Source organism: Methylobacterium sp. 1030 (assembly GCF_040544715.1).
Classification (GTDB): Bacteria; Pseudomonadota; Alphaproteobacteria; order Rhizobiales; family Beijerinckiaceae; genus Methylobacterium.
In genome coordinates, this window is the sequence record NZ_JBEPKM010000003.1 from 297,471 (window position 1) to 323,242 (window position 25,772).

At 71.4% G+C, this 25,772-nt stretch carries 25 protein-coding genes; 15 read left to right on the forward strand and 10 right to left on the reverse strand.

What is annotated here, in order from left to right; translation table 11 throughout:
* Nucleotides 1–109 precede the first annotated feature (109 nt).
* Both ABIC30_RS05965 and ABIC30_RS05970 read right to left on the reverse strand, forming a co-directional pair.
* Nucleotides 110–412, reverse strand: a complete 303-nt coding sequence (locus tag ABIC30_RS05965; protein ID WP_354454374.1) for a hypothetical protein — start codon at nt 410–412, stop codon at nt 110–112.
* 137 nt (nt 413–549) lie between these two features.
* Nucleotides 550–1,260 (reverse strand): GntR family transcriptional regulator, encoded by a 711-nt coding sequence (locus ABIC30_RS05970; RefSeq protein WP_091678709.1) that lies wholly within the window; start codon nt 1,258–1,260, stop codon nt 550–552.
* A gap of 112 nt (nt 1,261–1,372) precedes the next feature.
* On the opposite strand from ABIC30_RS05970, the gene ABIC30_RS05975 reads away from it, so the two are divergent.
* The 13 genes from ABIC30_RS05975 (at nt 1,373) to ABIC30_RS06035 (ending at nt 15,298) form a co-directional block, all read left to right on the forward strand.
* Nucleotides 1,373–2,431 carry a zinc-dependent alcohol dehydrogenase gene (locus ABIC30_RS05975; RefSeq protein WP_331327032.1) on the forward strand — a complete coding sequence of 353 codons (1,059 nt, stop codon included), beginning with the start codon at nt 1,373–1,375 and terminating at the stop codon, nt 2,429–2,431.
* The gene (locus ABIC30_RS05980; RefSeq protein WP_132366334.1) at nt 2,428–3,444 is read left to right on the forward strand and encodes an NAD(P)H-quinone oxidoreductase; all 1,017 of its coding nucleotides are present in this window, start codon (nt 2,428–2,430) and stop codon (nt 3,442–3,444) included. The genes ABIC30_RS05975 and ABIC30_RS05980 overlap by 4 nt, the downstream gene beginning before the upstream one ends.
* Entirely contained in the window at nt 3,444–5,171 is a 1,728-nt protein-coding gene (locus tag ABIC30_RS05985; protein ID WP_354454377.1) for an acetolactate synthase catalytic subunit, read from the forward strand. The genes ABIC30_RS05980 and ABIC30_RS05985 overlap by 1 nt, the downstream gene beginning before the upstream one ends.
* A gap of 67 nt (nt 5,172–5,238) precedes the next feature.
* The gene (locus ABIC30_RS05990) at nt 5,239–6,459 is read left to right on the forward strand and encodes an ABC transporter substrate-binding protein (protein ID WP_056521413.1); all 1,221 of its coding nucleotides are present in this window, start codon (nt 5,239–5,241) and stop codon (nt 6,457–6,459) included.
* A 56-nt stretch (nt 6,460–6,515) separates the two neighbouring features.
* The gene (locus ABIC30_RS05995; RefSeq protein ID WP_020091698.1) at nt 6,516–7,403 is read left to right on the forward strand and encodes a branched-chain amino acid ABC transporter permease; all 888 of its coding nucleotides are present in this window, start codon (nt 6,516–6,518) and stop codon (nt 7,401–7,403) included.
* Between the two features lie 11 nt (nt 7,404–7,414).
* Nucleotides 7,415–9,256, forward strand: a complete 1,842-nt coding sequence (locus ABIC30_RS06000; protein WP_354454379.1) for a branched-chain amino acid ABC transporter ATP-binding protein/permease — start codon at nt 7,415–7,417, stop codon at nt 9,254–9,256.
* Nucleotides 9,243–9,947 carry an ABC transporter ATP-binding protein gene (locus ABIC30_RS06005; RefSeq protein ID WP_020091696.1) on the forward strand — a complete coding sequence of 235 codons (705 nt, stop codon included), beginning with the start codon at nt 9,243–9,245 and terminating at the stop codon, nt 9,945–9,947. Before ABIC30_RS06000 ends, ABIC30_RS06005 begins: the two co-directional genes overlap by 14 nt.
* Nucleotide 9,948: 1 nt before the next feature.
* Entirely contained in the window at nt 9,949–10,755 is an 807-nt protein-coding gene (gene fabG, locus ABIC30_RS06010; protein WP_020091695.1) for a 3-oxoacyl-ACP reductase FabG, read from the forward strand.
* Between the two features lie 40 nt (nt 10,756–10,795).
* Nucleotides 10,796–11,605: a shikimate dehydrogenase family protein gene (locus ABIC30_RS06015; RefSeq protein WP_354454382.1), complete on the forward strand. Its 810-nt coding sequence runs from the start codon at nt 10,796–10,798 to the stop codon at nt 11,603–11,605.
* 33 nt (nt 11,606–11,638) lie between these two features.
* Nucleotides 11,639–13,261, forward strand: a complete 1,623-nt coding sequence (locus ABIC30_RS06020; RefSeq protein ID WP_020091693.1) for a GMC family oxidoreductase — start codon at nt 11,639–11,641, stop codon at nt 13,259–13,261.
* 142 nt (nt 13,262–13,403) lie between these two features.
* Nucleotides 13,404–13,688 carry a muconolactone Delta-isomerase gene (gene catC / locus ABIC30_RS06025; protein ID WP_020091692.1) on the forward strand — a complete coding sequence of 95 codons (285 nt, stop codon included), beginning with the start codon at nt 13,404–13,406 and terminating at the stop codon, nt 13,686–13,688.
* 13 nt (nt 13,689–13,701) lie between these two features.
* Entirely contained in the window at nt 13,702–13,998 is a 297-nt protein-coding gene (locus tag ABIC30_RS06030; protein ID WP_354454385.1) for a YciI family protein, read from the forward strand.
* Nucleotides 13,999–14,080: 82 nt separating this feature from the next.
* A complete protein-coding gene (locus ABIC30_RS06035; protein WP_354454387.1) occupies nt 14,081–15,298 on the forward strand; it encodes an ABC transporter substrate-binding protein in 1,218 nt (405 codons plus the stop codon).
* Between the two features lie 83 nt (nt 15,299–15,381).
* Here the strand turns inward: ABIC30_RS06035 and ABIC30_RS06040 are convergent, their stop codons facing one another.
* From ABIC30_RS06040 to ABIC30_RS06070, 7 genes are all read right to left on the reverse strand, one after another.
* Nucleotides 15,382–16,110: a winged helix-turn-helix domain-containing protein gene (locus ABIC30_RS06040; protein WP_020091689.1), complete on the reverse strand. Its 729-nt coding sequence runs from the start codon at nt 16,108–16,110 to the stop codon at nt 15,382–15,384.
* Nucleotides 16,111–16,254: 144 nt separating this feature from the next.
* Nucleotides 16,255–16,545 (reverse strand): hypothetical protein, encoded by a 291-nt coding sequence (locus ABIC30_RS06045; protein WP_020091688.1) that lies wholly within the window; start codon nt 16,543–16,545, stop codon nt 16,255–16,257.
* A 118-nt stretch (nt 16,546–16,663) separates the two neighbouring features.
* Nucleotides 16,664–18,550: a CHASE2 domain-containing protein gene (locus ABIC30_RS06050; RefSeq protein ID WP_020091687.1), complete on the reverse strand. Its 1,887-nt coding sequence runs from the start codon at nt 18,548–18,550 to the stop codon at nt 16,664–16,666.
* The gene (locus ABIC30_RS06055) at nt 18,547–19,068 is read right to left on the reverse strand and encodes a FecR domain-containing protein (protein ID WP_020091686.1); all 522 of its coding nucleotides are present in this window, start codon (nt 19,066–19,068) and stop codon (nt 18,547–18,549) included. Before ABIC30_RS06055 ends, ABIC30_RS06050 begins: the two co-directional genes overlap by 4 nt.
* 23 nt (nt 19,069–19,091) lie before the next feature.
* Complete coding sequence (locus tag ABIC30_RS06060) at nt 19,092–19,772, reverse strand: Crp/Fnr family transcriptional regulator (protein WP_020091685.1); 681 nt, start codon at nt 19,770–19,772, stop codon at nt 19,092–19,094.
* Between the two features lie 310 nt (nt 19,773–20,082).
* Nucleotides 20,083–20,223: a hypothetical protein gene (locus ABIC30_RS06065; protein WP_020091684.1), complete on the reverse strand. Its 141-nt coding sequence runs from the start codon at nt 20,221–20,223 to the stop codon at nt 20,083–20,085.
* Nucleotides 20,224–20,312: 89 nt separating this feature from the next.
* On the reverse strand, nt 20,313–20,792 hold the full coding sequence (locus ABIC30_RS06070; protein ID WP_042675771.1) for a cupin domain-containing protein: 480 nt from the start codon (nt 20,790–20,792) through the stop codon (nt 20,313–20,315).
* A gap of 233 nt (nt 20,793–21,025) precedes the next feature.
* On the opposite strand from ABIC30_RS06070, the gene ABIC30_RS06075 reads away from it, so the two are divergent.
* Together ABIC30_RS06075 and ABIC30_RS06080 are read left to right on the forward strand one after the other, a co-directional pair.
* Nucleotides 21,026–22,456 carry a HAMP domain-containing sensor histidine kinase gene (locus ABIC30_RS06075; RefSeq protein WP_354454391.1) on the forward strand — a complete coding sequence of 477 codons (1,431 nt, stop codon included), beginning with the start codon at nt 21,026–21,028 and terminating at the stop codon, nt 22,454–22,456.
* The gene (locus ABIC30_RS06080) at nt 22,453–23,118 is read left to right on the forward strand and encodes a response regulator (RefSeq protein ID WP_026604713.1); all 666 of its coding nucleotides are present in this window, start codon (nt 22,453–22,455) and stop codon (nt 23,116–23,118) included. The genes ABIC30_RS06075 and ABIC30_RS06080 overlap by 4 nt, the downstream gene beginning before the upstream one ends.
* Nucleotides 23,119–23,151: 33 nt before the next feature.
* Here ABIC30_RS06080 and gyrB read toward each other — a convergent pair whose 3' ends face one another.
* Entirely contained in the window at nt 23,152–25,596 is a 2,445-nt protein-coding gene (gene gyrB / locus ABIC30_RS06085) for a DNA topoisomerase (ATP-hydrolyzing) subunit B (protein WP_354454393.1), read from the reverse strand.
* Nucleotides 25,597–25,772 lie beyond the last annotated feature (176 nt).

Consider the following 25,772-nt stretch of genomic DNA (forward strand, 5'->3'; position numbering starts at 1 on the left):
AGCTACGACTCGCGCACAGCGCCGTCGGTTCTGCGGAACGGTGTCCTGCTGTAGCTCGGCGTACAGACCTTCGGGTGGCGGAGCCGCGTTCGACGACGAAGCCTGCCGCTCAGCGCTGCACGGCCTCGATATCATCCTCGTAGATCGAGTCCGGCTGGCAGGCGTGCCATTCCTTCTTCTCGTCCGCCTGCCCCTTGCGGCCCCAGCAATAGCCCGCCTGCGCCAGGCGTCCGCTCAGCCGATCGCGCAGCTGACACTGCTCACGCGTGATGGCGGGATCGCCGGTGCTCTCGCAGGCGCGTGCGGCGTTCGCCTCGGCCGTCAGCAATTCCGGGACCGTCGGAAGCTGCTGCTGGGCGCGCGCGCCCGTGGCGGCGAAGACCAGAGCGAGGACGGCGAGATCGGCGCGCATGGGCGCACGATAATCGAGCTCCGGCGTTCCGCAACCGCGGGCCAATCGACGCCGGCGCCTTTAGGGCCGTGGCCGCCGAGGTCGGCTCGTGCTTCGGCCATCGATCGATCGCTCGTGGACTCTCCGCGAGCCGGTCATCACCCTGTGGCGGTCGCGCGGACATGCGCGAACAGGCCGCTCCCACCGCGCTCGATGTCCTCGCGCACGGCATCCCGGGCCGCCTCCGGGTCACCGCGGCGCAGGGCGTCGATGATGCGGCGATGGGGGTGCGGCTCCCAGTCGGGGACGCCGTCATCGTAGAGGTGCGACAGGATCGGGCCGCAGCGCACCCACAGCAACTCCACGATCTCGTACAGGATCGGCATCTGCCCGAGCCTGCACAGCGTCAGATGAAACTCGGTGTTGAGGTTCACCGCCCGCGCGAAGTCGCGGCTCGCGTGACAGTGCGAGATCTGCGCGTGGATCGCCTCGAGGTCGTCGACCTCGGCCGCGCGGCTAGCTGCCCCAGCGGCGGCGGCACGCCCCTCGAGATCGGTGCGGATCGCCCGGATCTCCAAGAGCTGATCCAGGGTCAGGCGGGGCACGACGACGCTGCCGCGCGCGTCGAGGGCGAGGGCCTTCTCGGCGACGAGCCTGAGAAGGGCCTCGCGCATGGGGGTCGCGCTGATGCCGAACCGGGCCGACATCGGCCGGAGCCGCAGGCGCGTGTCGGGTCGCAACTGCCCGCGCATCAGCGCGACGCGCAGCTCGCGGTAGGCCCGCTCGCTCAGGCTCTCCTTGACGATCGGACGGACCCAGTCCGGCACGATATCGCCTGTTTCCGGTTCGGACGCCGAAGCGCTTGACATATTCCTCCCCTTCGTCCGATGTTTGTTATAACAAATTACGTCTAGCGTCGACGGCACGTGCCGCGAGGCAGGCCGCCGGGCCGGCAGGCTCGGCGGGAGACAGGGGACGGAAATGCTTGCGTTGCGCAAGGCGACCGCCGCCTTCGGGGCGGACCTCGTCCACGTCGATGCGCCCGCTGCCCCGGGCACGGGACGCGTCACCGTCGCGGTCGCCGCGGCCGGCATCTGCGGCAGCGACATCCACGCCTTCGAGTGGACCCCGGGCTACGGGTTCATGACCGCGTTCATGCCGGTCACTCTCGGTCACGAGTTCTCCGGGACGGTCCGGGCGGTGGGGGACGGCGTGACCGCGCTCGCGGTCGGCGACCGGGTCACCTGCTGGCCGACGGTGCCGTGCGGCGCCTGCGCGGCCTGCGCCGCCGCGCGGCCGCAGGATTGCCAGGGCCGCCGCATCGTCGGCCTGCACGCCGACGGGGCCTTCGCCGATCAGGTCGTCGTCCCGGCCGACAATTGCCGCCGCCTGCCGGACGGGTTGCCGCTGACCGTCGCGGCCCTGGCCGAGCCGCTGGCGGTCGCGGTCAACGCGGTGGACGTCGCGGAGGTCGGTCCCGGCGACCGCGTGGCGGTGCTCGGGCCGGGCCCGATCGGCCTCTGCATCGCCTTCGTGGCACAGCAGCGGGGCGCGGACGTGCTGCTCGCCGGGCTCGACGACGCCGCGCGCCTCGACCTCGCCCGGCGGATCGGCATCCGCCACACGGTCGATCTCGCCGACATCGGCCTGGACGACGCCGTCCGGCGCGCCTTCGACGGGGAGGCCGACCGGGTGATCGAGGCGACCGGTTCCGCCCGGTCGGTCAGTGACGGGTTGGCCGTCCTGCGCTCGGGCGGCGTGATGGTGGTGGCCGGCATCCATTCCGGCTCCCTCGACCTCGACCTGACGGGTTTCGTGCGCAGCAAGAAGCAGCTGCGCGCGGCCCACGACACGACGGCGCGCGCCTTCGACGCCGCGCTCGCGCTCCTCGCGGCGCATGCCGGGACGCTGGAGGCGCTGATCACCCACCGACGCCCCCTCGCGGAAGCCGGGGCGGCGTTCGAGCTGGCGCGCAGCCGGCAGGCCATGAAGGTGCTGCTTCTCCCGGAAGCGGCGGCGAGCCGGGAAACGGAGCGATGAGCATGGGCATGCGAGCCGTGATCGCCGACGGACAGGGCGGTCCCGACGTCCTCCGGATCGTCGAGCGTCCGCGCCCGGAGCCGGGCCAGGGCCAGGTGCTCGTGCGCGTCGAGGCCGCGGGCATCAACCGTCCGGACGTGATGCAGCGCGAGGGCCGCTACCCGCCGCCCTCCGGCGCCTCGGACGTGCTCGGGCTCGAACTCGCCGGGATCGTCGAGGCGCTCGGGCCCGGCGCGGGCCGCTTCCGGATCGGGGACCGGGTGATGGCGCTGGTCCATAGCGGCGCCTACGCCGAGTGGGCCGTCGTCGACGAGGCGGTCGCTCTGCCCGTGCCGGAGGGCCTCCCGGCGGTCGAGGCGGGGGCGATCCCCGAGACCTACTTCACCGTCTGGAGCAACGTGTTCGAGCGCGCCCGGCTGCAGGCGGGCGAGAGCCTCCTGATCCACGGCGGCTCCTCGGGTATCGGCACCACGGCGATCCTGCTGGCGAAGGCCCGGGGCGCCCGGGTGATCGTCACCGCGGGCTCGCCCGAGAAATGCGCGGCCTGCCTGACGCTCGGCGCGGACGCGGCCATCGATTATCGGCGGGAGGATTTCGTCGCCGCGGCCAGGGCCGCCACCGGCGGGAGCGGGCCCGACGTGATCCTCGACATGGTCGGCGGCCCCTACATCGCCCGCAACCTCGATGCCGTGGCGGTCGACGGGCGCATCGCGCAGATCGCCTTCCAGCAGGGCTCGCGGGTGGCGGAGATCGACTTCCAGCCGCTGCTGATGAAGCGGGTGACGCTCACGGGCTCGACGCTGCGCGCCCGGCCGGTGGCCCTGAAGGCGCGCCTCGCCGAGGCCCTCGCCGAGCACGTCCTGCCGCTGCTCGCGGCGGGCCGCGCGCGGCCGCCGATCGATTCCGTGTTCCCGTTCGAGCGGGTCGCGGAGGCCCATGCCCGCATGGATGCGGGCCAGCATATCGGGAAGATCGTCCTGTCGATGGGCGACGCCGCGCAGGGGAGCCGCTGATGTCCGAGATGTCCGAGCGCGCCAACATGACCGGTGCCCACGCCCTCGCGGCCGCGCTCCACCGGCACGGCGTCCGCGACGTGTTCGGCCAGAGCATCCCCTCGGCGCTGTTCCTGGCCGCGCCGCACCACGGCATCCGCCAGATCGGCTACCGCACCGAGAACGCGGGCGCCGCCATGGCCGACGCCTACGCGCGGATCTCCGGCCGGGTCGCGGTGGTCGCGGCCCAGAACGGGCCCGCCGCGACCCTGCTGGTGCCGGGCCTCGCGGAAGCCCTGAAGGCCTCGATTCCGGTCGTGGCGATCGTCCAGGACGTCAACCGCCGCTTCACCGACCGGAACGCCTTCCAGGAACTGGACCACCTCGCCCTGTTCGCGGGCGTCGCCAAGTGGGTCCGCCGGGTCGCGGTCGCCGAGCGCATCGACGACTACGTCGACATGGCCTTCGCGGCCGCGGCCTCCGGGCGGCCCGGGCCGGCGGTGCTGCTGGTGCCCCTGGACCTCCTCGACGAGCGGCCGGACTTCGAGGCCGCCGCGCCGCGCCGGTCGGCGAGCCTGGGCACCTACCCCCTCGACCGCACGGTCGCCGACCCGGCCCGGATCGCCGAGGCCGCGGACCTGATCGCCGGCGCGCGGCGTCCCCTCGTGATCGCGGGCGGCGGCGTCCATTCCTCCGGGGCCTACCCGGAACTCGCCGCCCTGCAGGGTCTCGGACTGCCGGTCGCCACCACGGTGATGGGCAAGGGGGCCGTCGCCGAGACCGACCCGCTCTCCGTCGGTGTCGTCGGGTACTTCATGGCGCCGCGGGCGCGCTCGTCCCACCTGCGCAGCCTCGTCACGGAGGCCGACGTCGTCCTCCTCGTCGGCAATCGCACCAACCAGAACGGCACCGACAGCTGGTCGCTCTACCCGGCGGACGCCCGTTTCATCCATCTCGACGTCGACGGGGGCGAGGTCGGCCGCAACTACGAGGCCCTGCGCCTCGTCGGCGACGCCAAGCTGACCCTCGCCGCCCTCGCCGAGGCGCTCCGGCAGCGCGACCTCGCGGGATTGGAGGGCCGCCGCGCGCCGCTCGCCGACACGATCGCCCGCGCACGCGAGGCCCAGGCCGGCGACATGGCCCGCCTCGTCGACATGGAGGCCGCGCCGATCCGGCCGGAGCGGATCATGGCGGAGATCGACGCGGTGACGACCGCCGAGACCGTCGTCGTCGCCGACGCGAGCTACGCCTCGATCTGGATCGCCAACTTCCTGACGGCGCGGAAGGCCGGCCAGCGCTTCCTGACGCCGCGCGGCATCGCGGGCCTCGGCTGGGGCCTGCCCTTCGCCCTCGGCGCCAAGGCCGCCCGCCCGGACGCGCCCGTGATCTGCGTGACCGGCGACGGCGGCTTCGGCCACGTCTGGTCGGAGCTGGAGACGGCGCGGCGGATGCGGCTGCCGGTCACCGTCGTCGTCCTGAACAACCAGATCCTCGGTTACCAGAAGCACGCGGAGCTGAGCCTGTTCGGCGACTTCACCGACGTCTGCGACTTCGAGGCGGTCGACCACGCCGCCATCGCGCGGGCCTGCGGCTGTGCCGGGACGCGGGTCGAGCGCCCCGAGGATCTCGCACCGGCGCTGCGCGACGCGCTCGCCGGCGGCGCCGTGACGGTGATCGACGTGATCACCGACCAGCGCGCCTACCCGCCGATCACCAGCTTCGAGGGCAAGGACGCCCTCGCCTACTGACGCCGACGATTGACCCGACCGAAAGGCGCGCGAAGCGCCGGGTCGACGACTGACACGGGAGGAAACGATGAGAGTTCTGGCGCGTGCACTCGCCGCCGCCCTCGTGCTGGGCGCCGCGGCCCAGGCGGCGGGACCGACGACGGCCCGAGCCGCCGACGTGAAGTTCGGCGCGCTCTTCCCGTTCAGCGGGCAGCTCGCCCTGCTCGGCGAGGAGAGCGCCCGCGGCGTCGAGATCGCCGTCGACGAGATCAACGCCGCCGGCGGCGTCCAGGGGCAGAAGGTGGTGCTCGCCCGCGGCGACGCCGTCGACAACAACCAGGCGATCGGCGAGGCACGCCGCCTCATCTCCCTGGAGAAGGTGGCGGCGATCTTCGGCTCCTACTCGTCCGCCCGCTCCATCGCCGCGAGCCAGGTGGCCGAGCTGTCCGGCATCCCGTATTTCGAGCTCGGCGCGGTGGCCGAGGAGGTCACCGGGCGCGGGCTGCAATACCTCTACCGCACCAACCCGACGGCCGAGGACATGGCCAAGCTCGCGGTGGAGATGATCGTCAACAAGGTCGCCGCCGGGCTCGGCAAGAAGCCCGAGGACCTGAAGATCGGCATCATCTACGAGGATTCGAGCTACGGCACCTCTGTGGCGGGCTTCCAGAAGAAGTTCGCCGCCCAGGCCAAGCTCAACGTGGTGACCGCGCAGGGCTATCCCGCCTCGACGGTCGACATGTCCTCCCTCGTCCTCGACCTGAAGGGGCGCGGCATCGACGTCCTGCTCCAGACGTCCTACCAGAACGATTCCGTGCTGTTCCTGCAGCAGGCCAACGAGGCGGGCTTCAAGCCGGGCGCCATCATCGGCGGCGGCGGCGGCTACTCGATGCAGCCCACCGCCGACGCGGTCGGCCACAAGGTCATCGAGGGCGTGCTCGACACGGATTTCACACAGTACCTCGTCAACACGAAGTACACGCCCGGTATCGAGAACTTCGTCGCGGCCTATCAGAAGAAGTACGGGAGCGCCCCGCGCTCCGGGCACTCCCTGAACAACTACGTCGGCGCCAAGCTCATCCTCGAGGCCATCGGCAAGGCGAAGGGCTTCGAGCCCGACACCATCGTCAAGGCCGTCCAGGCCATCGACGTGAAGGACGGCGTCACCGCGGTCGGCTACGGGTTCAAGTTCGGCAAGAACAACCAGAACGAGCGCGCCGCGATGATGGGCATGCAGTGGCAGGGCGGCAAGCTCGTCACGGTCTATCCCGACAGCGCCGCCGTCGCGCCCATGGAGATGCGCAAGTAACCGCAGGTCTCCGAAGGTAACAGCGCCGCCGTCATGCAGGTCCACGGAGATTGGGGATGGACGTCTTCCTCCAAGTGCTCGCCAACGGGGTGATGCTGGGCGGCCTGTTCGCGATCGTCAGCGTCGGGCTGACCCTGATCTTCGGCATCGTGAAGGTCGTGAACTTCGCCCACGGCGAGTTCCTGATGGTCGGGATGTACCTGACCTATCTCGCGGTGACCGGGCTCGGGCTGCACCCCTTCGCGGCGGTGATCCTCGTCGTGCCGGTCCTGTTCCTGCTGGGCGCCCTCACCCAGCGGTTCCTGATCCAGCCCCTGCTCGCCGCTGGCGACCATCACATCCAGATCTTCGCCACGGTGGGCCTGTCGACGGTGCTGATCAACCTCGCCCTCCTCGTCTTCGGGGCCGACATCGCCAACACGCCGCCGTCGGGCCTGCGCCAGCCGCTGGAGATCGGCCCGGTCCGGGTGCTGCTCGGGCAGGTGGTGATCCTCGGCTCCGCGATCGTGCTGGTGGCGGGGCTCCAGATGTTCCTGGCGCGCACCCGCACGGGCCGGGCGATCCGCGCGGTCGCCCAGAACCGCGCGGCGGCCGAGCTGATGGGCATCGACGTCGACCGGATCTACGCCCTGACGTTCGGCATCGGCGCGGCCTGCGTCGGGGTGGCGGCGGTGCTGATCGCGCCGCTCTACCCGACCTCGCCCAACAGCGGCACCTACTTCGTGCTGATCGCCTTCGTGGTCGTCGTGCTCGGCGGCCTCGGCTCCATCCGCGGCGCCTTCGTCGGGGCGATCCTGATCGGCCTGATCGACAGCGTCACGGGCTTCTACGTCGGCGCCGACATGCGCGAGGTCGCGGTCTTCGGCGTGTTCCTGGCGATCCTGATCCTGAAGCCCTCGGGCCTCTTCGGGCGGCAGCTGCGGCTGTCCCACGTCTCGCCGTGAGGGAGCCCGCGATGACCGATATCCCGCTCGCCACAGCACCGTCCGCGGCCCCGACAGCCGCACCGTCCGCCGCACCGTCCGCCGCATCGTCCGCCTTCCCGCGCCGGGGCGCGGCAGCGCTGGCGCTCGTCCTCGCGGCCCTGGTGGCGGTGCCGGTCGCGGTCGGCAACCCGTTCATCTACCACGTCTTCATCACGATCTGTGTCTTCGCCGCGCTCTCGACCGCCTGGAACATCGTCGGCGGCTACGCCGGCCAGCTCTCCCTCGGCCACGGCATCTTCTACGGTCTCGGCGCCTATTGCGGGATGCTGCTCGTCGGCGCCGGGATCAGCCCGTGGATCGGCATGGTGGCCGGCGCCGCCCTCGCCGTGCTGGTGGCGCTGGCGATCAGCTACCCGTGCTTCCGGCTGCACGGGCCGTTCTTCTCGCTGGCGACCATCGCCTTCCTCGAAGTCTTCCGCGTCCTGGCGCTGCATTTCCGGGACCTGACCGGCGGCGCCACCGGTCTGATGATCCCGCTGAAGTTCGGCTGGACGTGGATGGTGTTCCGGGACCGCTGGCCGCCGCTGGCCATCGCCTTCGGGCTCCTCCTGCTGACCCTGGCGGTCGCGTGGTGGATGCGCAGCCACCGGATCGGCTTCTATCTCGTCGCCACCCGCGAGCGGGAATCGGCCGCGCGCGCCGCGGGCGTGCGCACGGTGCGGGTGCGGCTCGTCGCCGTGGCGGTGTCGGGGGCGCTCACCGCGATGGTCGGCACCTTCCACGCCATGTACCTGACCTTCATCGAGCCGGCGGCGATGTTCTCGCTGACCCTGTCGATCCAGATCGCGATGTTCGCGCTGATCGGCGGACTCGGCACGGTGTTCGGGCCGCTCCTCGGCGCGCTGCTCCTCGTGCCGATCACCGAGCTGGCCCGCGGCTGGCTCGGGGCACAGGCCCTGGGGCTCCACGGCCTCGTCTACGGCCTCGTTCTGGTGCTCGTCGTCCTGTTCCTGCCCAACGGGCTGATGGGCCTCGTGTCCCGCTTCGCGCGGGCCCGCGCGGGCGGCCGCGGCGCACAGGCGGCGTCGGTTCCGGCCGTTCCGCGGGCCCCGGAGCGGCCGCCCGTCGGCGCGGACCTGATCCGGGTCGAGGGCCTGCAGAAGCGCTTCGGCGGCCTGCACGTCACCAACGATGTCGGCTTCACGCTCCGGGAGGGCGAGATCCTCGGCCTGATCGGCCCCAACGGGGCGGGCAAGACCACCGTCTTCAACATGATCTCGGGCTTCCTCAAGCCCGATGCCGGAACGGTGAGCGTCCGCGCGCCGGACGGGACGTGGCACCGGCCGGGCCGGCCGTCGGATTTCGCGACGCTCGGCGTCGGCCGCACCTTCCAGATCGTGCAGCCCTTCGCGGCCATGACGGTGGAGGAGAACATCATGGTCGGCGCGTTCCACCGCCACAGCGACGTCCGCGAGGCCCGGGCGGTCGCGCGCGAGACCGCCGAGCGGATGGGGCTCGCGCCCTGGCTCGGGAGCGAGGCGCGCGGCCTCACCATCGGCGGCCTCAAGCGGCTCGAGGTCGCCCGCGTGATGGCGATGCGCCCGCGCGTGCTTCTGCTCGACGAGGTCATGGCCGGCATCAACCAGACCGACGTGCGCCGCGCCATCGACCTGATGCTGTCGATCCGCGACACCGGCGTCAGCATCATCGCGATCGAGCACGTCATGCAGGCGGTGATGGCGCTCTCCGACCGGGTGATCGTCCTGAGTTCCGGGCAGATCATCGCCCAGGGTAGCCCGCAGGACGTGGTGCGCGACGCAGCCGTGATCGAGGCGTATCTCGGCAAGGAGTTCGCCCATGCTCACGCTTGAGCGCGTGGATGCCGGTTACGGCGCGACCAGCATCCTGCACGCCGTCTCGCTCGAGGTGCGCGCCGGCGAGGTGGTGACGATCGTCGGCGCGAACGGGGCCGGCAAGACGACGACGCTGCGGACCATCGCGGGCCTGGTGAAGCCCACCCGCGGCCGGATCCTGTTCGAGGACGAGGACGTCACCCGGCTCTCGGGCCACGAGATGGTGGCGCGCGGCGTCACCCTGATCCCGGAGGGGCGCCAGCTCTTCCCCGAGATGACGGTGCGGGAGAACCTGCTGATGGGCGCCTACCGCCGCGCGGCGCGCGAGCGCCAGTCGGAGACGCTCGCGGACGTGCTCGACCTGTTCCCGCGGGTGCGCGAGCGCCTCGACCAGAATGCCGGCTCCCTCTCGGGCGGCGAGCAGCAGATGGTGGCCATCGCCCGCGGGATGATGGCCCGTCCCAAGCTCCTGATGTTCGACGAGCCCTCGCTGGGCCTCGCCCCGATCGTGGTGGCGCAGGTCTTCGCGGTGGTGGACCGGATCGTGAAGACCGGCGCCACCGTCCTGATCGTCGAGCAGAACGTGTTCCACACGCTGCAGGTGGCCGACCGGGGCTACGTTCTGGAGAACGGCGAGATCGTCCTCGCCGACGCGTCCGCGGCCCTGCTCGACAACGACCACGTCCGACGCGCCTATCTGGGGATCTGAGATGACCGAGCGGCAGACGAACCCCGAGGCGATCGTCCGGCGCGCGAGCCACGCCGGACGGCGCGTCCTCGTCACGGGGGCCGGCCGCGGGATCGGCCGGGCGATCGCGGAGGGGTTCGGCGCGCGGGGCGCCCTGGTGGGCGTGGCCGACGTGAACCCGGACGACGTCGCGGCGACCGTCGCGGCGATCGAGGGCGGAGACGGTCGCGCCCTGCCGCTGCGCCTCGACGTCGCCGACTACGCGGCCGTCGAGGCGGCCCTGTCGGAGGCCGCCGCCGCGATGGGCGGCGCGTTCGACACGGTGGTCAACAACGCCGGCATCTCGCCCAAGCACGACGGGGCGGCCCACCGGGTCTGGGAGATGGACCCGGCGGAGTGGAGCCGCGTCGTCGCGGTCAACCTGACGGGGGCGTTCAACACCGTCCGCGCGCTGGCGCCCGCGATGTGCCCGGCCGGGCGCGGCTGGATCGTCAACATGTCGTCGGTGGCGGCCAAGACCCACTCCCCGATCGTCGCCTGCCACTACGCGGCCTCGAAGGCCGGCCTGATCGGGCTCACCAAGCACCTCGCGGCCGAGCTCGGCCCGTTCGGCATCCGCGTCAACGCGATCGCGCCGGGGCGGATCGAGACCCCGATGGTCCGGGCGGTGGGCCGCGCCGTCAACGACGAGCAGGTGCGCCTGACCCCGATGGGCCGGCTCGGCGCCCCCGAGGAAGTCGCGGATCTCGCCCTCTACCTGACCTCCGCCGAGGCCAGCTTCGTCACCGGCCAGACCGTCGACGTCGCCGGCGGCCTCTACATGACGTGAGCCGGGACCGGTCGGACAGGCGATGGACGGGAGGACGGCCATGAGCAGCGCGGTCACCGCGGCCGGGATCACCGGGCGGACCCGGGTCTACGGGATCCTGGCGGACCCGATCTACCACGTGAAGGCGCCCGAGGTGATGGGGGCGCTCTTCGCCCGCCACAGCGTGGACGGCGTCCTCGTCCCGCTGCACGTGACGGCGGACGGCCTCGCCGCCGTGATGGACGGGCTGCGGCACCTGCGCAATTTCGGCGGCTTCATCGCCACGGTCCCGCACAAGACCGCGATGACCGGCCTGTGCGACGCCCTCACCCGGGAGGCCGAGCAGATCGGGGCGGTCAACTGCGTTCGGCGGGAGGCGGACGGGCGCATGGTCGGCACGATGCTCGACGGGATCGGCTTCGTCGAGGCGCTGCGCGCCTCGGGCCTGGAGCCGCGCGGCCGGAGCGCGGCGCTGGCGGGGGCCGGCGGCGCGGCGAGCGCCATCGCCTTCGCGCTCGCCGAGGCCGGTGTCGCCCGCCTGACGATCCTGAACCGCACCGCCGACCGCGCCCAAGCGCTGGCGGAGCGCCTGCGCGCCGCCTATCCCGGGCTGGCGGTCGCGGCCGAAGGCGTCCAGGCGGAGCACGATCTCCTCGTCAACGGCACGTCGCTCGGGATGCGCCCGCAGGACGCCGCCCCCTTCGACCTGGGCGCCCTCCACGCCGGCCAGTTCGTCGCCGAGGCGATCATGGATCCGGAGATTACGCCGCTGCTCGCCGCCGCGCTGAGGGCGGGCTGCCGCGTCCAGAAGGGCCTGCCGATGCTGGAGTGTCAGATCGCCCTGATGGCCCGCCACATGGGCGCCCTCTGAGGCGGGAACCGGGGACTGAGCTTGGGGCGCACCGTGGGACCGACCGACATCGACGCCGTCGCGGCCGGCGCGTTCGACTACGTGATCGTGGGCGGCGGCACCGCGGGCTGCGTCCTGGCCAACCGCCTGACCGAGTCCGGGACGCACCGGGTCCTGCTCCTCGAGGCGGGGGGACGGGCGCGCAGCCCCTGGGTCGCGATCCCGGCGGGCTTCAGCCGCCTGCTCCAGCACCCATCCTACAACTGGCGGTTCCGGACCGAGCCCGAGGCGGCGACCGGCGGCCGGGTGATCGCGGTCCCGCGGGGCAAGGGCCTCGGCGGGTCGACGCTGATCAACGGCATGATCTACGTGCGCGGACAGCCGCAGGATTACGATGCCTGGGCGCAGGCCGGGTGCCGCGGCTGGGGATTCTCGGACGTGCTCCCCTATTTCCGCAGGCTCGAGGATTACGAGGGCGGCCGCGAACCGTTGCGCGCCCGCGGCGGTCCGCTGCCGCTGACGGAAGTGGCCGAACGTCCTGCGATCGCGGAGGCCTTCATCGCCGCCGCGCAGGCGGCAGGCTACCCGCGCAATCCCGACTACAACGCGGAGAGCCAGGACGGCTTCGGCTACTACCAAGTGAACCAGCGGCGCGGCCGGCGGGTCAGCGCCGCCGATGCCTATCTGCGGCCGGCCCTGGCCCGCCCGAACCTCGCCGTCGTGACCGACGCGCACGTCCTGCGGCTGACCTTCGACGCGGGTCGGGCGAGCGGCGTCGCCGCTCTGGTCGGCGGCCGCGAGCGGCTCTTCCGCTTCCGCGGGGAAGTGATCCTCGCCGCGGGTGCGGCCCAGACCCCGCAGATCCTGGAACTGTCCGGCCTCGGCGATCCGGCGATCCTCGGAGGGCTCGGCGTCGCCGTGCGGCGCGCCCTCCCCGGCGTCGGCGCCAACTACATGGACCATTACTGCACGCGCATGAACTGGCGCGTGCGCCTGCCGGTGACGCTGAACGAGCAGACCCGCGGCCTGCGCCTCGGCCTCGCGGCGGCGCGCTACCTCGCGACGCGGCAGGGCATCCTGGCGCTGGGGACCGGTCTCGCCCACGGCTTCGTGCGCACCCGGCCGGGGCTCGACGGGCCCGACGTGCAGTACTTCTTCATGCACGCGAGCTACGCCAACGCCGCCGAGCGCAAGCTCGACCGCCTGCCCGGCATGACGATCGGCGTCACGCAGTTGCGACCGGAATCGCGCGGGACGATCCACGCCGCGTCGCCCGACCCGCTCGCGCCGCCCGCCATCCGCCCGAACTTCCTCGCCACCGCGGAGGATCGCCGGGCGATGGTCGAGGGCATGAAGATCGCCCGCGCCATCGTCGCGCAGGCGCCGATGGAGCGCTTCCGCGGGGCCGAGCTCAACCCCGGTCCGGACTGCCGGACCGACGCGGACTGGCTCGATTTCGCGCGCCGCGACGGCCAGACGATCTACCACATCTGCGGCACGTGCCGCATGGGCGACGATCCGGATTCGGTGACGGATCCCAGCCTGCGCGTGCGCGGCGTGGCCGGCCTTCGGGTGGCCGACGCCTCGATCATGCCGCGCATCGTCTCCGGCAACACGCAGGCCGCGGTGTTCATGATCGCCGAGAAGGCCGCCGACCTGATCCTTGCCGATGCCTGATCCGGTCTGGCCATCGGGCGCCGCGGCGCGTACGGCAGCCCCGCGCCGGTCTCGGCCGCGTCTCGGCGTCGTCCGGCGCTTCGCGACGCAGCAGACCGCAGGTCAAACGCCCCGGCACGACCGGCGGCAGAGGTTCGACGTCATGCTCTACATGGTCCACATGCAGGTCAACATTCCGGCGTCCCTCCCGAAGGAGGAGGCGGCTCGCCTGAAGGCCGAGGAGAAGGCCTACGCCCAGAAGCTCCAGCAAGATGGCCGATGGCGGCATCTCTGGCGCATCGCCGGGCAGTACGCCAATTACAGTGTCTTCGACGTGGCGGGAAACGATGAACTCCACGAAGTCCTGAGTTCGCTGCCGCTCTACCCGTATATGGCGATCAGCGTGACGCCGCTGGCGCAGCATCCCTCCGCGATCGCGGCCAACTGACCGGACCACCGCCATGCCTTACATGATCGAGACCTTCGACAAGGCCGGGAGCCTGGACGTCCGCAGGGCGAACCGCGCGGAGCATCTCGTCTACCTCGACCGGATCAAGGACCGGCTCCTGGCCTGCGGCGCGAAGCTGAACGACGACGGGAGCGACGCCGGCGGCGGCCTCTACGTCGTCGACGTCGAGACCCGCGCGGAGGCCGAGGCGCTCATCTACGCGGACCCGTTCTACAAGGTCGGGCTCTTCGAGCGCGTCGAGATCCGGCGCTGGCGCAAGGCCTACCTGGACGGCCGCAGCTATCTCTGAGACCGAGGGAACGCGGTTTCGAAGGACAGGCGGCCTTCCGGTACGGGGCAGCCGCTGAAGAACAAGAGATTGGGAGGAAACAATGATCCGTCGTCCTTGGGTGGCGGCCGCCGCGTTCGGCGCCGCTGCCCTCACCGCCCTGCCCGCCTCCGCGCAGTACGCGGATGGCGGCATCAAGATCGGCATCCTGAGCGACATGTCCGGCGGATACTCGGATCTGGCCGGCCGCGGCTCGGTGACGGCCGCGCAGCTCGCGGTCGAGGATTTCGGACGTCCGATCAACGGTCGGAAGGTCGAGCTCGTCTTCGCCGATCACCAGAACAAGGCGGACATCGCCTCGTCGATCGCGCGCCGGTGGTTCGATACCGAGGGCGTCGACGCCATCTTCGACACCAATTCCTCGGTCGCCGGGCTGGCGGTGCGCGAGGTCGCGCGCAGCAAGGGCAAGATCGACATCAACTCCGGCGCCGGCTCCATGGCACTGACCAACGCCGCGTGCTCGCCGACCGGCGCCCACTGGTCGTGGGATACCCACTCGCTCGCGGCCGGCACCGCCGCGGCGCTGGCGGACGATCCGAAGAACACGTGGTTCTTCATCACGGCCGACTACACCTTCGGGCACGATCTGGAGGCGCAGGTCACCCGGGTCGTGAAGGCCAAGGGCGGCACGGTGCTCGGGTCGGTCAAGCACCCGTTCCCCAATCCGGATTTCTCATCCTACCTGCTGCAGGCACAAGCGTCGGGCGCGAAGATCATCGGCATGGCCAACGCCGGTGCCGACACGATCAACACCATCAAGCAGGCAAGCGAGTTCGGCATCCTGCAGGGTGGCCAGAGGCTGGGCGGGCTCAACATCTTCCTGACCGACATCTACTCCGTCGGATTGCCGGCGGCGCAGGGCATGATCCTGACGACGGGCTTCTACTGGGACATGGACGACCAGACGCGCGCCTTCGCGCGGCGCTTCGGCGAGCGGATGGGCGGCCGGATGCCGACCATGGTCCAGGCCGGCGACTACTCGGCGGTTCTCCACTTCCTGAAGGCGGCCGAAGCCGCCGGCACGGATGACGGCCTGAAGGTGATGGCCAAGATGCGCGAGCTGCCGATCCAGGACTTCTTCGCCCGCAACGCCACGCTGCGCCCGGACGGCCGCATGGTCCACGACATGTACCTCGCCCAGGTGAAGTCCCCGGCGGAATCGACGGGGCCCTGGGACTTCTACAAGATCCTGAAGACGATCCCGGGCGACCAGGCGTTCCAGCCGCTCTCCGAGAGCACGTGCAAGCTGGTGAAGGGCTGACGCGCGCCTTCGCGGCTCGTCGCTCACAGGGGGGCGCGGGCCGTGCACCCCTGTCTCCACCGGGGTCGCCGCTCGCGACGGCCCTAGTGGGACGTGCTCTCGACCGCGGCGGCGAAGACGTAGCCGACCCCGCGCTCGGTCACGATGAGCTTCGGGTCGCTGGGCCTGCGCTCGATCTTCCGGCGCAGCCGCAGGATCTGCACGTCGATGCAGCGATCGAAGACGTCGTCGTGGACGCGGGTGACCTGGAGCAGGTACTCGCGCGTGAGCGGACGCTGAGGTGCGTCGAGGAACGCCGCCAGGAGCGCGTAGTCGCGCTTGCCCAGGACGACCTCTTTTCCGTCGGGATTGATCAGACGCCGGCGTCGGCGGTTCAGGACCCAGCCGTCGAAGCGCCGGCACGGCGCCTCCGCCGGACGGGACGAGGCCTGCGCCGCGACGCGGCGGAGGACGACGCGCACGCGCGCCAGGAATTCGCGCAGGCCGTAGGGTTTGACGATGTAGTCGTCGGCGCCGAGTTCGAGGCCGAGCACGCGGTCGAACTCCTCGCAGCGATGGGCCGTCGTCAGGATGACGGGAACATCGCTCACCGCGCGCAGGTCCCGCAGCAGGTCGAGGCCGTTCTCCGCGCCCGGGCGAAGATTGAGCACCACGAGGTTGAACTGCGACGGATCCGCGAGCTCTCCGCGCGCCTCGGCCCGCGTCGACGCCGGGACGACGTCGACCCCGTGCCCGTCGAGGTATCCGGAGACGACACGCTGAACCTCCGCGTCATCGTCGACGAGCAGAATGCGCAGGCCGTGATGATGCATAAGCGATGCTCCTCCGGAGTCCCGACTGGCGCGATCATCGGAGCAGCGGTCCGAAGGTGTCCGGCCGTCCCGGGGCGGCCGGATGCGCGTCGTCATCCCGTCGCCTGCCGATCGGCTTGGCCGCTGCTCCCACGGCGTGACGGTTCATCGGCAGGCCCGCTCGTAGCGGCCCCACACCGGGCTGAAGAACAGGCGACAGTCGCCGAAAAAGCCGCCCGCGGCGTATCCGCCCGCCGGGCTCCACCAGCCATGGCCGCCGAAGCGGTGATGGAAGCCGTGATGGAAGCCCCCGTGGTGGAAGCCGTGATGGAAGCCGCCATGGTGCCCGAAGCTTCCTTGCCCGAAGCCGCGCGCTTCGGCTCGTCCGGGCACGGTCGCCAGGGCGGCGAGGGCGAGACAGGACAGGATCGCGGTCTTCGTCGAGGTGATCGTCATGAGATGTCTCCCGTTGCGATACGGGGACGATGCACCGGAGAGCCCGGGGTGGACTGTGACCCGGGTCACAGTTTCAGTGTGATCCTCCGGCCGGTCAGCGACGCGCTCGGGGGAGCGGCTAGGACGTCGTCGCGCGCGGGTGGCGCAGCCAGACCTCAAGGGGCTGGCTGCGGCCGCGGATCGCCGCGGTCCGGCTCTCGAATCCTCCCTCCGACCGCTCGAGCCCGGCCGCCTGCGCCAGCTCGGCGCTGAGTGCCAGGCGAGCGTGGGCGTCCGCCGCGACCGCCAGCAGGCGGCTCGCCACGTTGACCGTGTCGCCCGTCGCGGTGATGTGCTGGTTGGTGTCGCTGCCGAGGCGCGAGAGGATCACCGGCCCGTAATGCGCGCCGATGCGCAGATCGAGGGCCGGCCCGGATCCGTGCAGGACCGGGCTGTCCGCGATCCAGGCGCGCGTGCGGACGATGAGTTCCTCCGCGGCCTGGACGGCGTGCGCCGCCTGGTCCGGGTCCGGATCGAGGGCGCCGAACAGGATCATGGCGCCGTCGCCCATGAAGTTCACCACGACGCCCCCGCGCAGGGTCACCGCTTCGTCGACGAGATCGTGGAACGTCTTGAGCATCGCCCGCGTCCGCGCCGGGCCGAGCTGCTCGCTCCGGCGCGTGAAGCCGGTGAGGTCGACGAACAGCACGGGGATGTCGCGCGCGATCGGCTCGGCGAGGTAACCCGGGTCGCGCGCGAGCCGCTCGGCCAGGGCGGCAGGCTGCATCCGCCGCAGCACCTGCTCGGACCGCGCCACGCGCGCGCTCTGGCGGCGCTCGAGCGTCTGGCGGCCGACCGCGCAGACCAGCGCCGGCAGTCCCACGGCCGCGAGCGGCAGGGCGGCGCTCAGCCAGATGCCGTGGGCGAACGCGACGGCGCCCGCGGCGAGCCATCCTGCCGTCGCGAGCAGGACCAGGATCAGGCCCGGGCCCGGCGGCAGCACCGCGATGGCGAGCGCGGACCCGACCGCCAGGAGGACCGAGGCCGCGGCGTCTCGCTGCCGCACGCCGGCGTCCCGGACGAGGGCGTCCCCCGTGGTGAGGTGGGCGATGCCGGTAGCGAGGAGTTCGACGCCGGGCAAGACGGGATCGAACGCGGTGGCGAAGGTGTCGCCGCCGCCGAGCGCGGTGACGCCGATCACGACGATGCCGTCCGAGAGCGCCGCGGCCGGCGCCGTCCCGTCGAGGAGGGCGGCCGCGCTCACCGTCGCGATCGTGCGTCGCGGACCGTAGGGGCGCAGCGGAAGGTGGTAGCCGAGGTCCAGCGACAGGGCGCGGTCGCCGATCTGGACGCGCCCCTTGCTGAGCACGGGGTCGTTGCGCGCCGCCAGGGCGGCCGCGCGCAGCACGAAGGACGCGGCGACGCCGTCGGCCGTGCGCACGACCAGGGGGAGATGGCGGGGTACGCCGGACGCGTCCTCGGCGACGTTGACGACACCGGACGCGACGTCTTCGCCGAGCTTCGGCGACGGCCGGTGGAGCGCGGTGGCGAACGGGATGCCGTCCTCGCTGGCGCTCCCGTCGAAGACCGCAGCCGAAGCCAGGATCGCTGTGGTCTTCCCGAGGGCGACGGCGAGCGCGCTGTCCGCCTCCGGCTGCCGCCCCGCCTCGAGGAAGAGCACGTCGACGGCGATCACGCGCGGGCGGGCCTCCGCCACCCGCTCGACGATCCGCGCCATCGTGGTCCGCGAGACCGGGAAGCCGCCTTCGCGCCGCACCGTCGCGTCGTCGACCGCCACCACGGTGAGGTTGGCGGGCGGCGTGCGCGGGCCGGCGAGCCGCAGGCGCAGGTCCGTGAGGGCGGATTCCAAACGATCGAGGGGCGTCGCGCGCCCGGTGAGATGGAGATGGCCGAGCCAGGCGCCCCAGGCGAGCGCGCCGAGCGACGCGGCGAGCAGGAAGACGCGCCGCGCCAGCCGGAAGGTCCGGTCGGGCGTCGGAGCCGCCGGCCGACCGGCCTCGCTCAACGCCCGAACCGCTCGAGCAGACTCCTGACGCGCTCCTGGGGCCAGCGCCGGACCTCCAGAGGGTCGCGGCCGTCATCGACGTCGACCCCCTCGCCCGGCCCGAGCGTGACGGCGACCTGCGGGTCGGTGCGCCGGGCGACGTCGACCCGTCCCTGGGCCACGAAGACGGAGGTGCGCGCCCGCGTCACGTCGACGGCGTAGACCGTGCCCCGCACCGAGGCCACCGCGTGGGGGGTGAGGATCTGGAAGCCGTCGCGGCGGACGCGGCGGCTCGCCGGGATGGTGACGAAGACCGCGTTGCCGCCGATCTCGGCGCCCTTGAGATGTCCGTCACCGTCGGGTCCCACAGGGCGCAGGCTGCCCGCGCGCTCGGTTTCGAGCGTCAGGCCGTCGGCGCAGTGCAGGATCCGCAAGGGCGGATCGAAGCGCGTCGTCTCCGTACATCGCGTCTGCGCTGCGGCGCTCGACGCCGCGATGGTGAGGGCGGCCGTGGCCGCCAGGCGCGCTGTCGTTCTCATGCGGTGAAGCCCTGTCGCCCCGATCATGTCTGCGCCCGCGCGCCCAGCGCGACGAGCCGGTGTGAGGCCCGCACGGTGACGCGCGCGCGGCCGAGATCGATGAGGCCCGATCTCTGCCAGTCCTGCAGGACGCGGTTCACGCTCTCCCGCGCCGCGCCGACGAAGGCCGCGAGTTCCTGCTGCGTCACCTGGATCTCGGCGCCGTAATCCTCCGACAGCATGATCAGGCGCCGGGCGAGGCGCATGTCGAGCGGCAGCAGCGTCGCCTCCTCCATGCGCGCGCTCATCCAGCGCAGGCGCTGGCACAGCAGGCCGATGATCCGGACCGCCAGGGCGGGATCGCCGTGGAGCAGTTTGAGGAAGGCCCGCCCCTCGACGACGAACAGGTCGGCCGGCTCGAGCGCCACGGCCTCGGCGGTCCGTGGATGGCCGTCGAGGAAGGCGATCTCGCCGAAGACGTCGCCCGGCCCGAGCAGGTTGAGGGTGACCGCGCGCCCGTCGTCGGAGCCGGCCCCGATCCGGATCTGCCCGCGCCGCACGGCGTAGAGGGCATCGCCCGGATCGCCCTTCTGGAAGAGGATCTCGTGTCGCGCGAGGCTGCGCGTCGTGCAGAGCCCGGCAATGGTCTCGATCGCCTCCGGACCAAGCTCAGCGAAGAACGCGTTGGCCTTCAGAAACCGAACGAGCGTGTGCGGCGTGCTCACGACTGCATCTCTCCGGCCGTCGAGCTGGGGCTTATGCGCGTGTCGAGGGCCGATTAGCAAGGCTTACACTGCGAGAGCGGAGGAAGATCATGGGCTCCGCCCGCGGGCGTGCTCACGGCGGCGACGATTGTTACAGGCCGCGCGCCCGCTCCAGCATGCCGGTGGCCCGTCCGCCGATCACCCCGCACGGCGCCTGGCTGTCGCCGGCGGCCGCGCGGGGCAGGATCGAGGCGTCGAAGACCGTCCGAACGTCGCGGCCCGCTCGGGCGGTGCAGCCCTGGAGCCGGTCGGTGACCGCGGCAGCACGGATTCAGTCCGCCCTCGCCGCGCCGGACGGGCGGAACGCCCGCGCGCTGCCGCGGGCGCGGCAGAGGTCGGCGCGGGCCGCGTTCGCCGTCACGTCGGCCGGGTGGGACAGGTCGTTCGCCTCGATGACCGGCGGCGTCGCCATATCGGCGCGCCGCGCGCGATCAGGCCTCTCGAGAGCGTCTGCGGCGGGTCGGAGCGACTGTCGCGCGCGGATCGTACCCCCGTGGACGATCACTTGTCCGAGCGCGTCTTCCTCGGATCGTCGGAGGGATTGATGTAGTCGAGCCCGAAGGGCCCTGTTCCCGAGACCTGGATCACGGCCGGGTCGCGCGTCGTCCACAGCGCGTGGGGCATCTCGGCCGGCAGATACAGGAAGGCACCCGGCCGGAGAGACTGACCCCGGCTCGCGTCGATCGTCTTCCCCATGTCGTGGACGAGTGTGCCGGACAGCAAGGTCACGCTCTCGTCGGTCGCGTGCGTGTGCGGAGCGATGACGTAGTTCGGCGGGAACCGGAGCCTGAGCGTGAACGGTCCGGGCTTGTCCGGATCGCCGGCGATGATGCTGATCTCGCTGCCCTTCGGGAGGGAGGGCGGCGCGGCGCGCCACTGGACGGCTTCGTCACCGGTGACCATGACCATCTCGCCCGCGCGCGCGTCCGGCGCGAGGCATGCGAGGAAGAGGACGAGACAGCAGCTCTGGCGCAAACGCATCGACAATCTCCAGATCGGCGCTGGGGCGAGCCCGGATCGAACCTGTCCGCTGACGCCGAGCCCACTCTACCGTCGGCGGCGCTCGCGACAGGGTCCGTCCTGTTAGACCGCGCGCCTTCGGACCCGCTACGGCAGAACGCCCGTACCGACCCGGGCAAATCGCACGACCTTGCCGGAGACCCTTCCAAGACGGTCGCGCGCTCGCGTACTCTCGGCCTTTCGGGAGAACACGGGTGACACCCTTCAGGCTCAAGCAGGTCCTGGCCGTCTGGGACGCGCGCGAGCTGGATCTCAAATGGGCCCTCGTCGGACGCATCGCGCTGATCGCGATCCTCTGCGCTGCCGGAGCGGCCGCCTACGCGATGCACGACGTCGCGGCGAAGACCCGACAGCGGAACGCCGAGACGGCCGATGAGGTGCATAAGCAGCTCCGCCTCCAGCTCCTGCGAATCGAGCGGGCAGCCGACATTCCCCAACGCTTCCCGGATTGGGAGATCATCACCCGGTACGCTCTGCAACCGGGCCAGTGCGTGCAGCTGATCCCGGCGGAGGCCGGTCCGACACGGTCGAGCTGCTTGGGCGTCGAGGCGCACGCGCGCGCCGCACCCGACTGGTTCGCGACGCTCTACCGGTTCCTCTTCTTCGCCGGATCCACCGTCAGCCTGCCGCTCGAGCATCAGGGGTCGCGGATCGGGATCGTCGAAGCGGACTTCGATCCCGACGCGGTCGTCGGGTCGGCGTGGATCGTGCTGACGCAGGTGTCCGGCGCTCTCGCGGCCATGACCGTCGTCCTGTGCGTGCTGGTCTACGGCGCGGTGGCGCACGCGCTGCGTCCCGCCAACGAGATCCTGATCGGTATCGATCGCGTCGCGAAGGGCGACCTCGCGTGGCGTCTGCCCAGCCTCCGCCTGCGCGAGCTCCGACGCATCGCGACGGTCTTCAATCAGCTCGCCAGCCATCTCCAAGTCGCCACGCGGGAACGTGCCGAGCTCGCGCGCCGGCTGATCGATGCCCAGGAGCAGGAGCGGCGGTGGCTGTCGCTCGAACTGCACGACGACGTCGCGCAGCGTCTGACGGCGTTGAGCCTTCTCGCCCGGTCGATCCAGGAGGGCGCGCGCTCCTCGTCGCCTTCGGTCGTGGCCGAGAGTGCCGAACTCGCCACCATGGCGTCGGACGCCGTGCGCGCGCTCCGGAGTACCCTCGCCGCACTCAGGCCGCCCGAGATCGACGATCTCGGGCTGCGGGTCGCGCTCCGGAGTCTGATCGCCGCCCAGGCGCAGCGCGCCGGGGGCCGGATCCACGTCACGCTCGCGGCCGACGCGCAGGCCGATCGCCTGCCCTCCGACGCGGCGGCCCATATCTACCGGATCGTCCAGGAAGGCCTCACCAACGCCGTCCGCCACGCGGCCGCGCGCACCGTCGCGATCGCGCTGAACGTCGCGGAGACCGACGGCGGCGCCGAGGTCCAGCTGATCCTCACGGACGACGGGAGCGGCGCCCCCGTGGAGGCGCTGGAGCGCCCGCATTCCGGTCTCGGCCTGCTCGGCATGCGCGATCGCGTCCACGCGCTCGGCGGGCAGATCGTGACGGAAACGGCCCCGGGCGGCGGGTTCCGCTTGCGGGTCCGCTTTCACGCCGCGCTCGCGGGCGACGAGGTGTCATGACCAAACGGCGCATACGCGTGATGCTCGTCGACGATCACGCCGTCGTGCGGGAGGGCTATCGGCGGCTCCTGGAGCGGCAGCCCGACATGGAGGTCGCCGCCGAGGCCGGGGACGGCGCGGAGGCCTATCGCGCCTACCGCATGGTGGAGCCGGACGTCGTCATAATGGACATCAGCATGCCCGGCCGCGGTGGGATCGACGCCATCCGGCAGATCCGGCAGGTGGATCCGAGCGCCCGCATCCTCGTCTTCAGCGTGCATGCCGCGGTGAGCTACGCGCTCCAGGCCATACGCGCCGGCGCCCGCGGCTACATTACCAAGAGCAGCGCTTCGGATCTCCTCATCGAAGCGGTGCGAAGCGTGTTCGCCAACAAGCTGACCCTGTGCGCGGAGATCTCGCACCTGCTGGCCGCGAGCCGGCTGGCGGAGGAGACGTCGCCGATCGACCAGCTGTCGCCTCGGGAATTCGAGATCCTGCGGATGATCCTCGACGCACGGCACACGGACGCGATCGCGGCCGATCTCAGCCTCTCGCCCAAGACCGTCGCGAACTATCACTACGCCATCAAATCGAAGCTCGGCGTCAGCTCGGACGTGGAACTCGTCTACTGCTGCATCCGGTGCGGGCTGATCGATCCCTTCGCGGTCGTCGGAGCGGACTAGAACGCGCGGGCGCGCGGCCCGCAGCGGTATGCGTCACACGTCCAGGTTCGCGACGCTCAGCGCGTTCTCCTGGATGAACTCGCGCCGGGGCTCGACCACGTCGCCCATCAGCTTCACGAACAGGTCGTCGGCATCGGTGACGTCCTTGACCTTGACCTGCAGCAGTGAGCGGACGTCGCGGTCGAGCGTGGTCTCCCAGAGCTGCTGGGCGGTCATCTCGCCGAGGCCCTTGTACCGCTGGAGCTGAAGGCCCTTGCGGCCGAAGGCCATCACGGCCTCGAAGAGCGCTACGGGCCCGTGCAGAACCGTCTCGTCGGACTTCCGCATCAGCGTGGCCGGCTCGCCGTAGATCTCCCGGAAGGCATCGGCCCGCTCGGAGAGGCGCCGGGCCTCCTGCGAGGTGATCAGGCCGGCGTCGAGGGTCGAGACCTGGCGAACGCCCCGGAGCGTCCGGCTGAGGCGATAGCCGCCCTCGAACGACTCGCCCTGCCAGCCCCGCTCGATCTCGTCGGCGATCGCGTCGAGCCGGCGGGCGGTCATGTCGGCCAGGACCTCGGCCTCACCCGCCCGCGACGCCGCCTCGGCATCGAAGGCGCCGGCCAGCACCGCCTGCTCGACCACGGAGCGGTCGTAGCGCGTGTGCAGGCCCTGCAGGATGCTCCGGAACGTCCGGGCCTCCTCGACGAGGCTCTTGAGCTGCGCCCCGGCGAATTCCGCGCCGGTGGAGAGTCGCAGGATTGCGCCGTCGGTGCCCTGGTCGATCAGGTAATCCTCGAGGGCGCGCTCGTCCTTCAGGTAGATCGCCCGGCGCCCGCGCTCGGCTTTGTAGAGCGGCGGCTGCGCGATGTAGAGGTGGCCGCGCTCGATCAGCTCCGGCATCTGCCGGAAGAAGAAGGTGAGCAGCAGAGTGCGGATGTGCGAGCCGTCCACGTCCGCGTCGGTCATGATGATGATGCGGTGGTAGCGCAACTTCTCCGGGTTGAAGCCCTCCCGGTCCGTGGAGGAGCGCCCGATCCCGGCGCCCAGCGCCGTGATCAGGGTGCCGATCTCCGCGGAGGACAGCATCCGGTCCGCGCGCACGCGCTCGACGTTGAGGATCTTGCCGCGCAGGGGCAGCACGGCCTGGAAGGTCCGGTCGCGGCCCTGCTTGGCCGAGCCGCCGGCGGAATCGCCCTCCACCAGCAGGATCTCGCACTTGGTCGGGTCGCGCTCCTGGCAGTCGGCGAGCTTGCCGGGCAGCGAGGCGATGTCGAGCGCGCCCTTGCGGGTCACGGTCTCGCGCGCCTTGCGGGCGGCCTCGCGGGCGGAGGCCGCCAGCACCACCTTGCCCATCACCGACCGCGCCTGGCTCGGATTCTCCTCGAGCCACGTGGACAGGCCCTCGTTGAGCACGTTCTCCACGGCCGGGCGCACCTCGGACGAGACGAGCTTGTCCTTGGTCTGCGACGAGAATTTCGGGTCCGGCACCTGCACCGAGATGACCGCGGTGAGCCCCTCGCGACAATCCTCGCCGGTCAGCGAGACTTTCTCCCGCTTGGCGACGCCGCTGGACTCGGCGTAGCCGGTGATCTGGCGCGTCAGGGCGGCGCGGAAACCGGCCATGTGGGTGCCGCCGTCGCGCTGCGGGATGTTGTTGGTGAAGGGCAGGACCGTCTCGTTGAACGAGTCGTTCCACCAGAACGCGACCTCGACGCGAATTCCATCGCGCTCGGAGCTGACGACGACGGGACTCGTCATCCCGTCGATTGGCTTGCGGGAGCGGTCGAGGTACCGGACGAAGGCCTCGATGCCGCCCTCGTAGTACAGCTCCTCGCGCTTCTTCTCGGCGTGGCGGGCGTCGGTCAGGACGATGCGGACGCCAGAATTGAGGAAGGCGAGCTCGCGCAGGCGCTTCTCCAGCGTGCCGTAGTCGAACTCGATCATCGTGAAGGTGTCGGTCGACGGCAGGAAGGTGACTTCCGTGCCGCGCCTTCCGTTTCCGGGCCCGATGATCTCCAGGGGCGCCACGGCGTCGCCGTGGCGGAACTCCATCGCGTGCTCCTTGTCGTTGCGCCAGATGCGCAGGCGCAGCCACGACGACAGGGCGTTCACCACCGAGACGCCCACGCCGTGCAGGCCGCCGGAGACCTTGTACGAATTCTGGTCGAACTTCCCGCCGGCGTGCAGCTGGGTCATGATGACCTCGGCCGCCGAGACGCCCTCCTCCTTGTGGATGTCCACCGGGATTCCGCGCCCGTTGTCGGAGACCGTGCAGGAACCGTCGGCGTTGAGCGTCACGGTGACGAGGTCGGCGTGGCCGGCCAGGGCCTCGTCGATGGCGTTGTCCACGACCTCGTACACCATGTGGTGGAGGCCGGAGCCGTCGTCGGTGTCGCCGATATACATGCCGGGCCGCTTGCGGACGGCGTCGAGGCCCTTCAGCACGCGGATGGATTCCGCGCCGTAATCGGCGGGCTCGGTCTGGGGGGTGTCGGCCATGAACTTCCTCGGCAGGCGGGCCTGATCGCGTCGGTGGCAGATGCGCCCTCGGGCGCCCGCGCCTGAACTCTCGCTTGGTCCGCCTGATATAGGGGTTCCGCGTTGAGATTGCACGATTTTACGGGTCCGCGGCGGGCCCGTCCCGTCGCTTTTGTGACGCCCGTCGCTTAACGCTG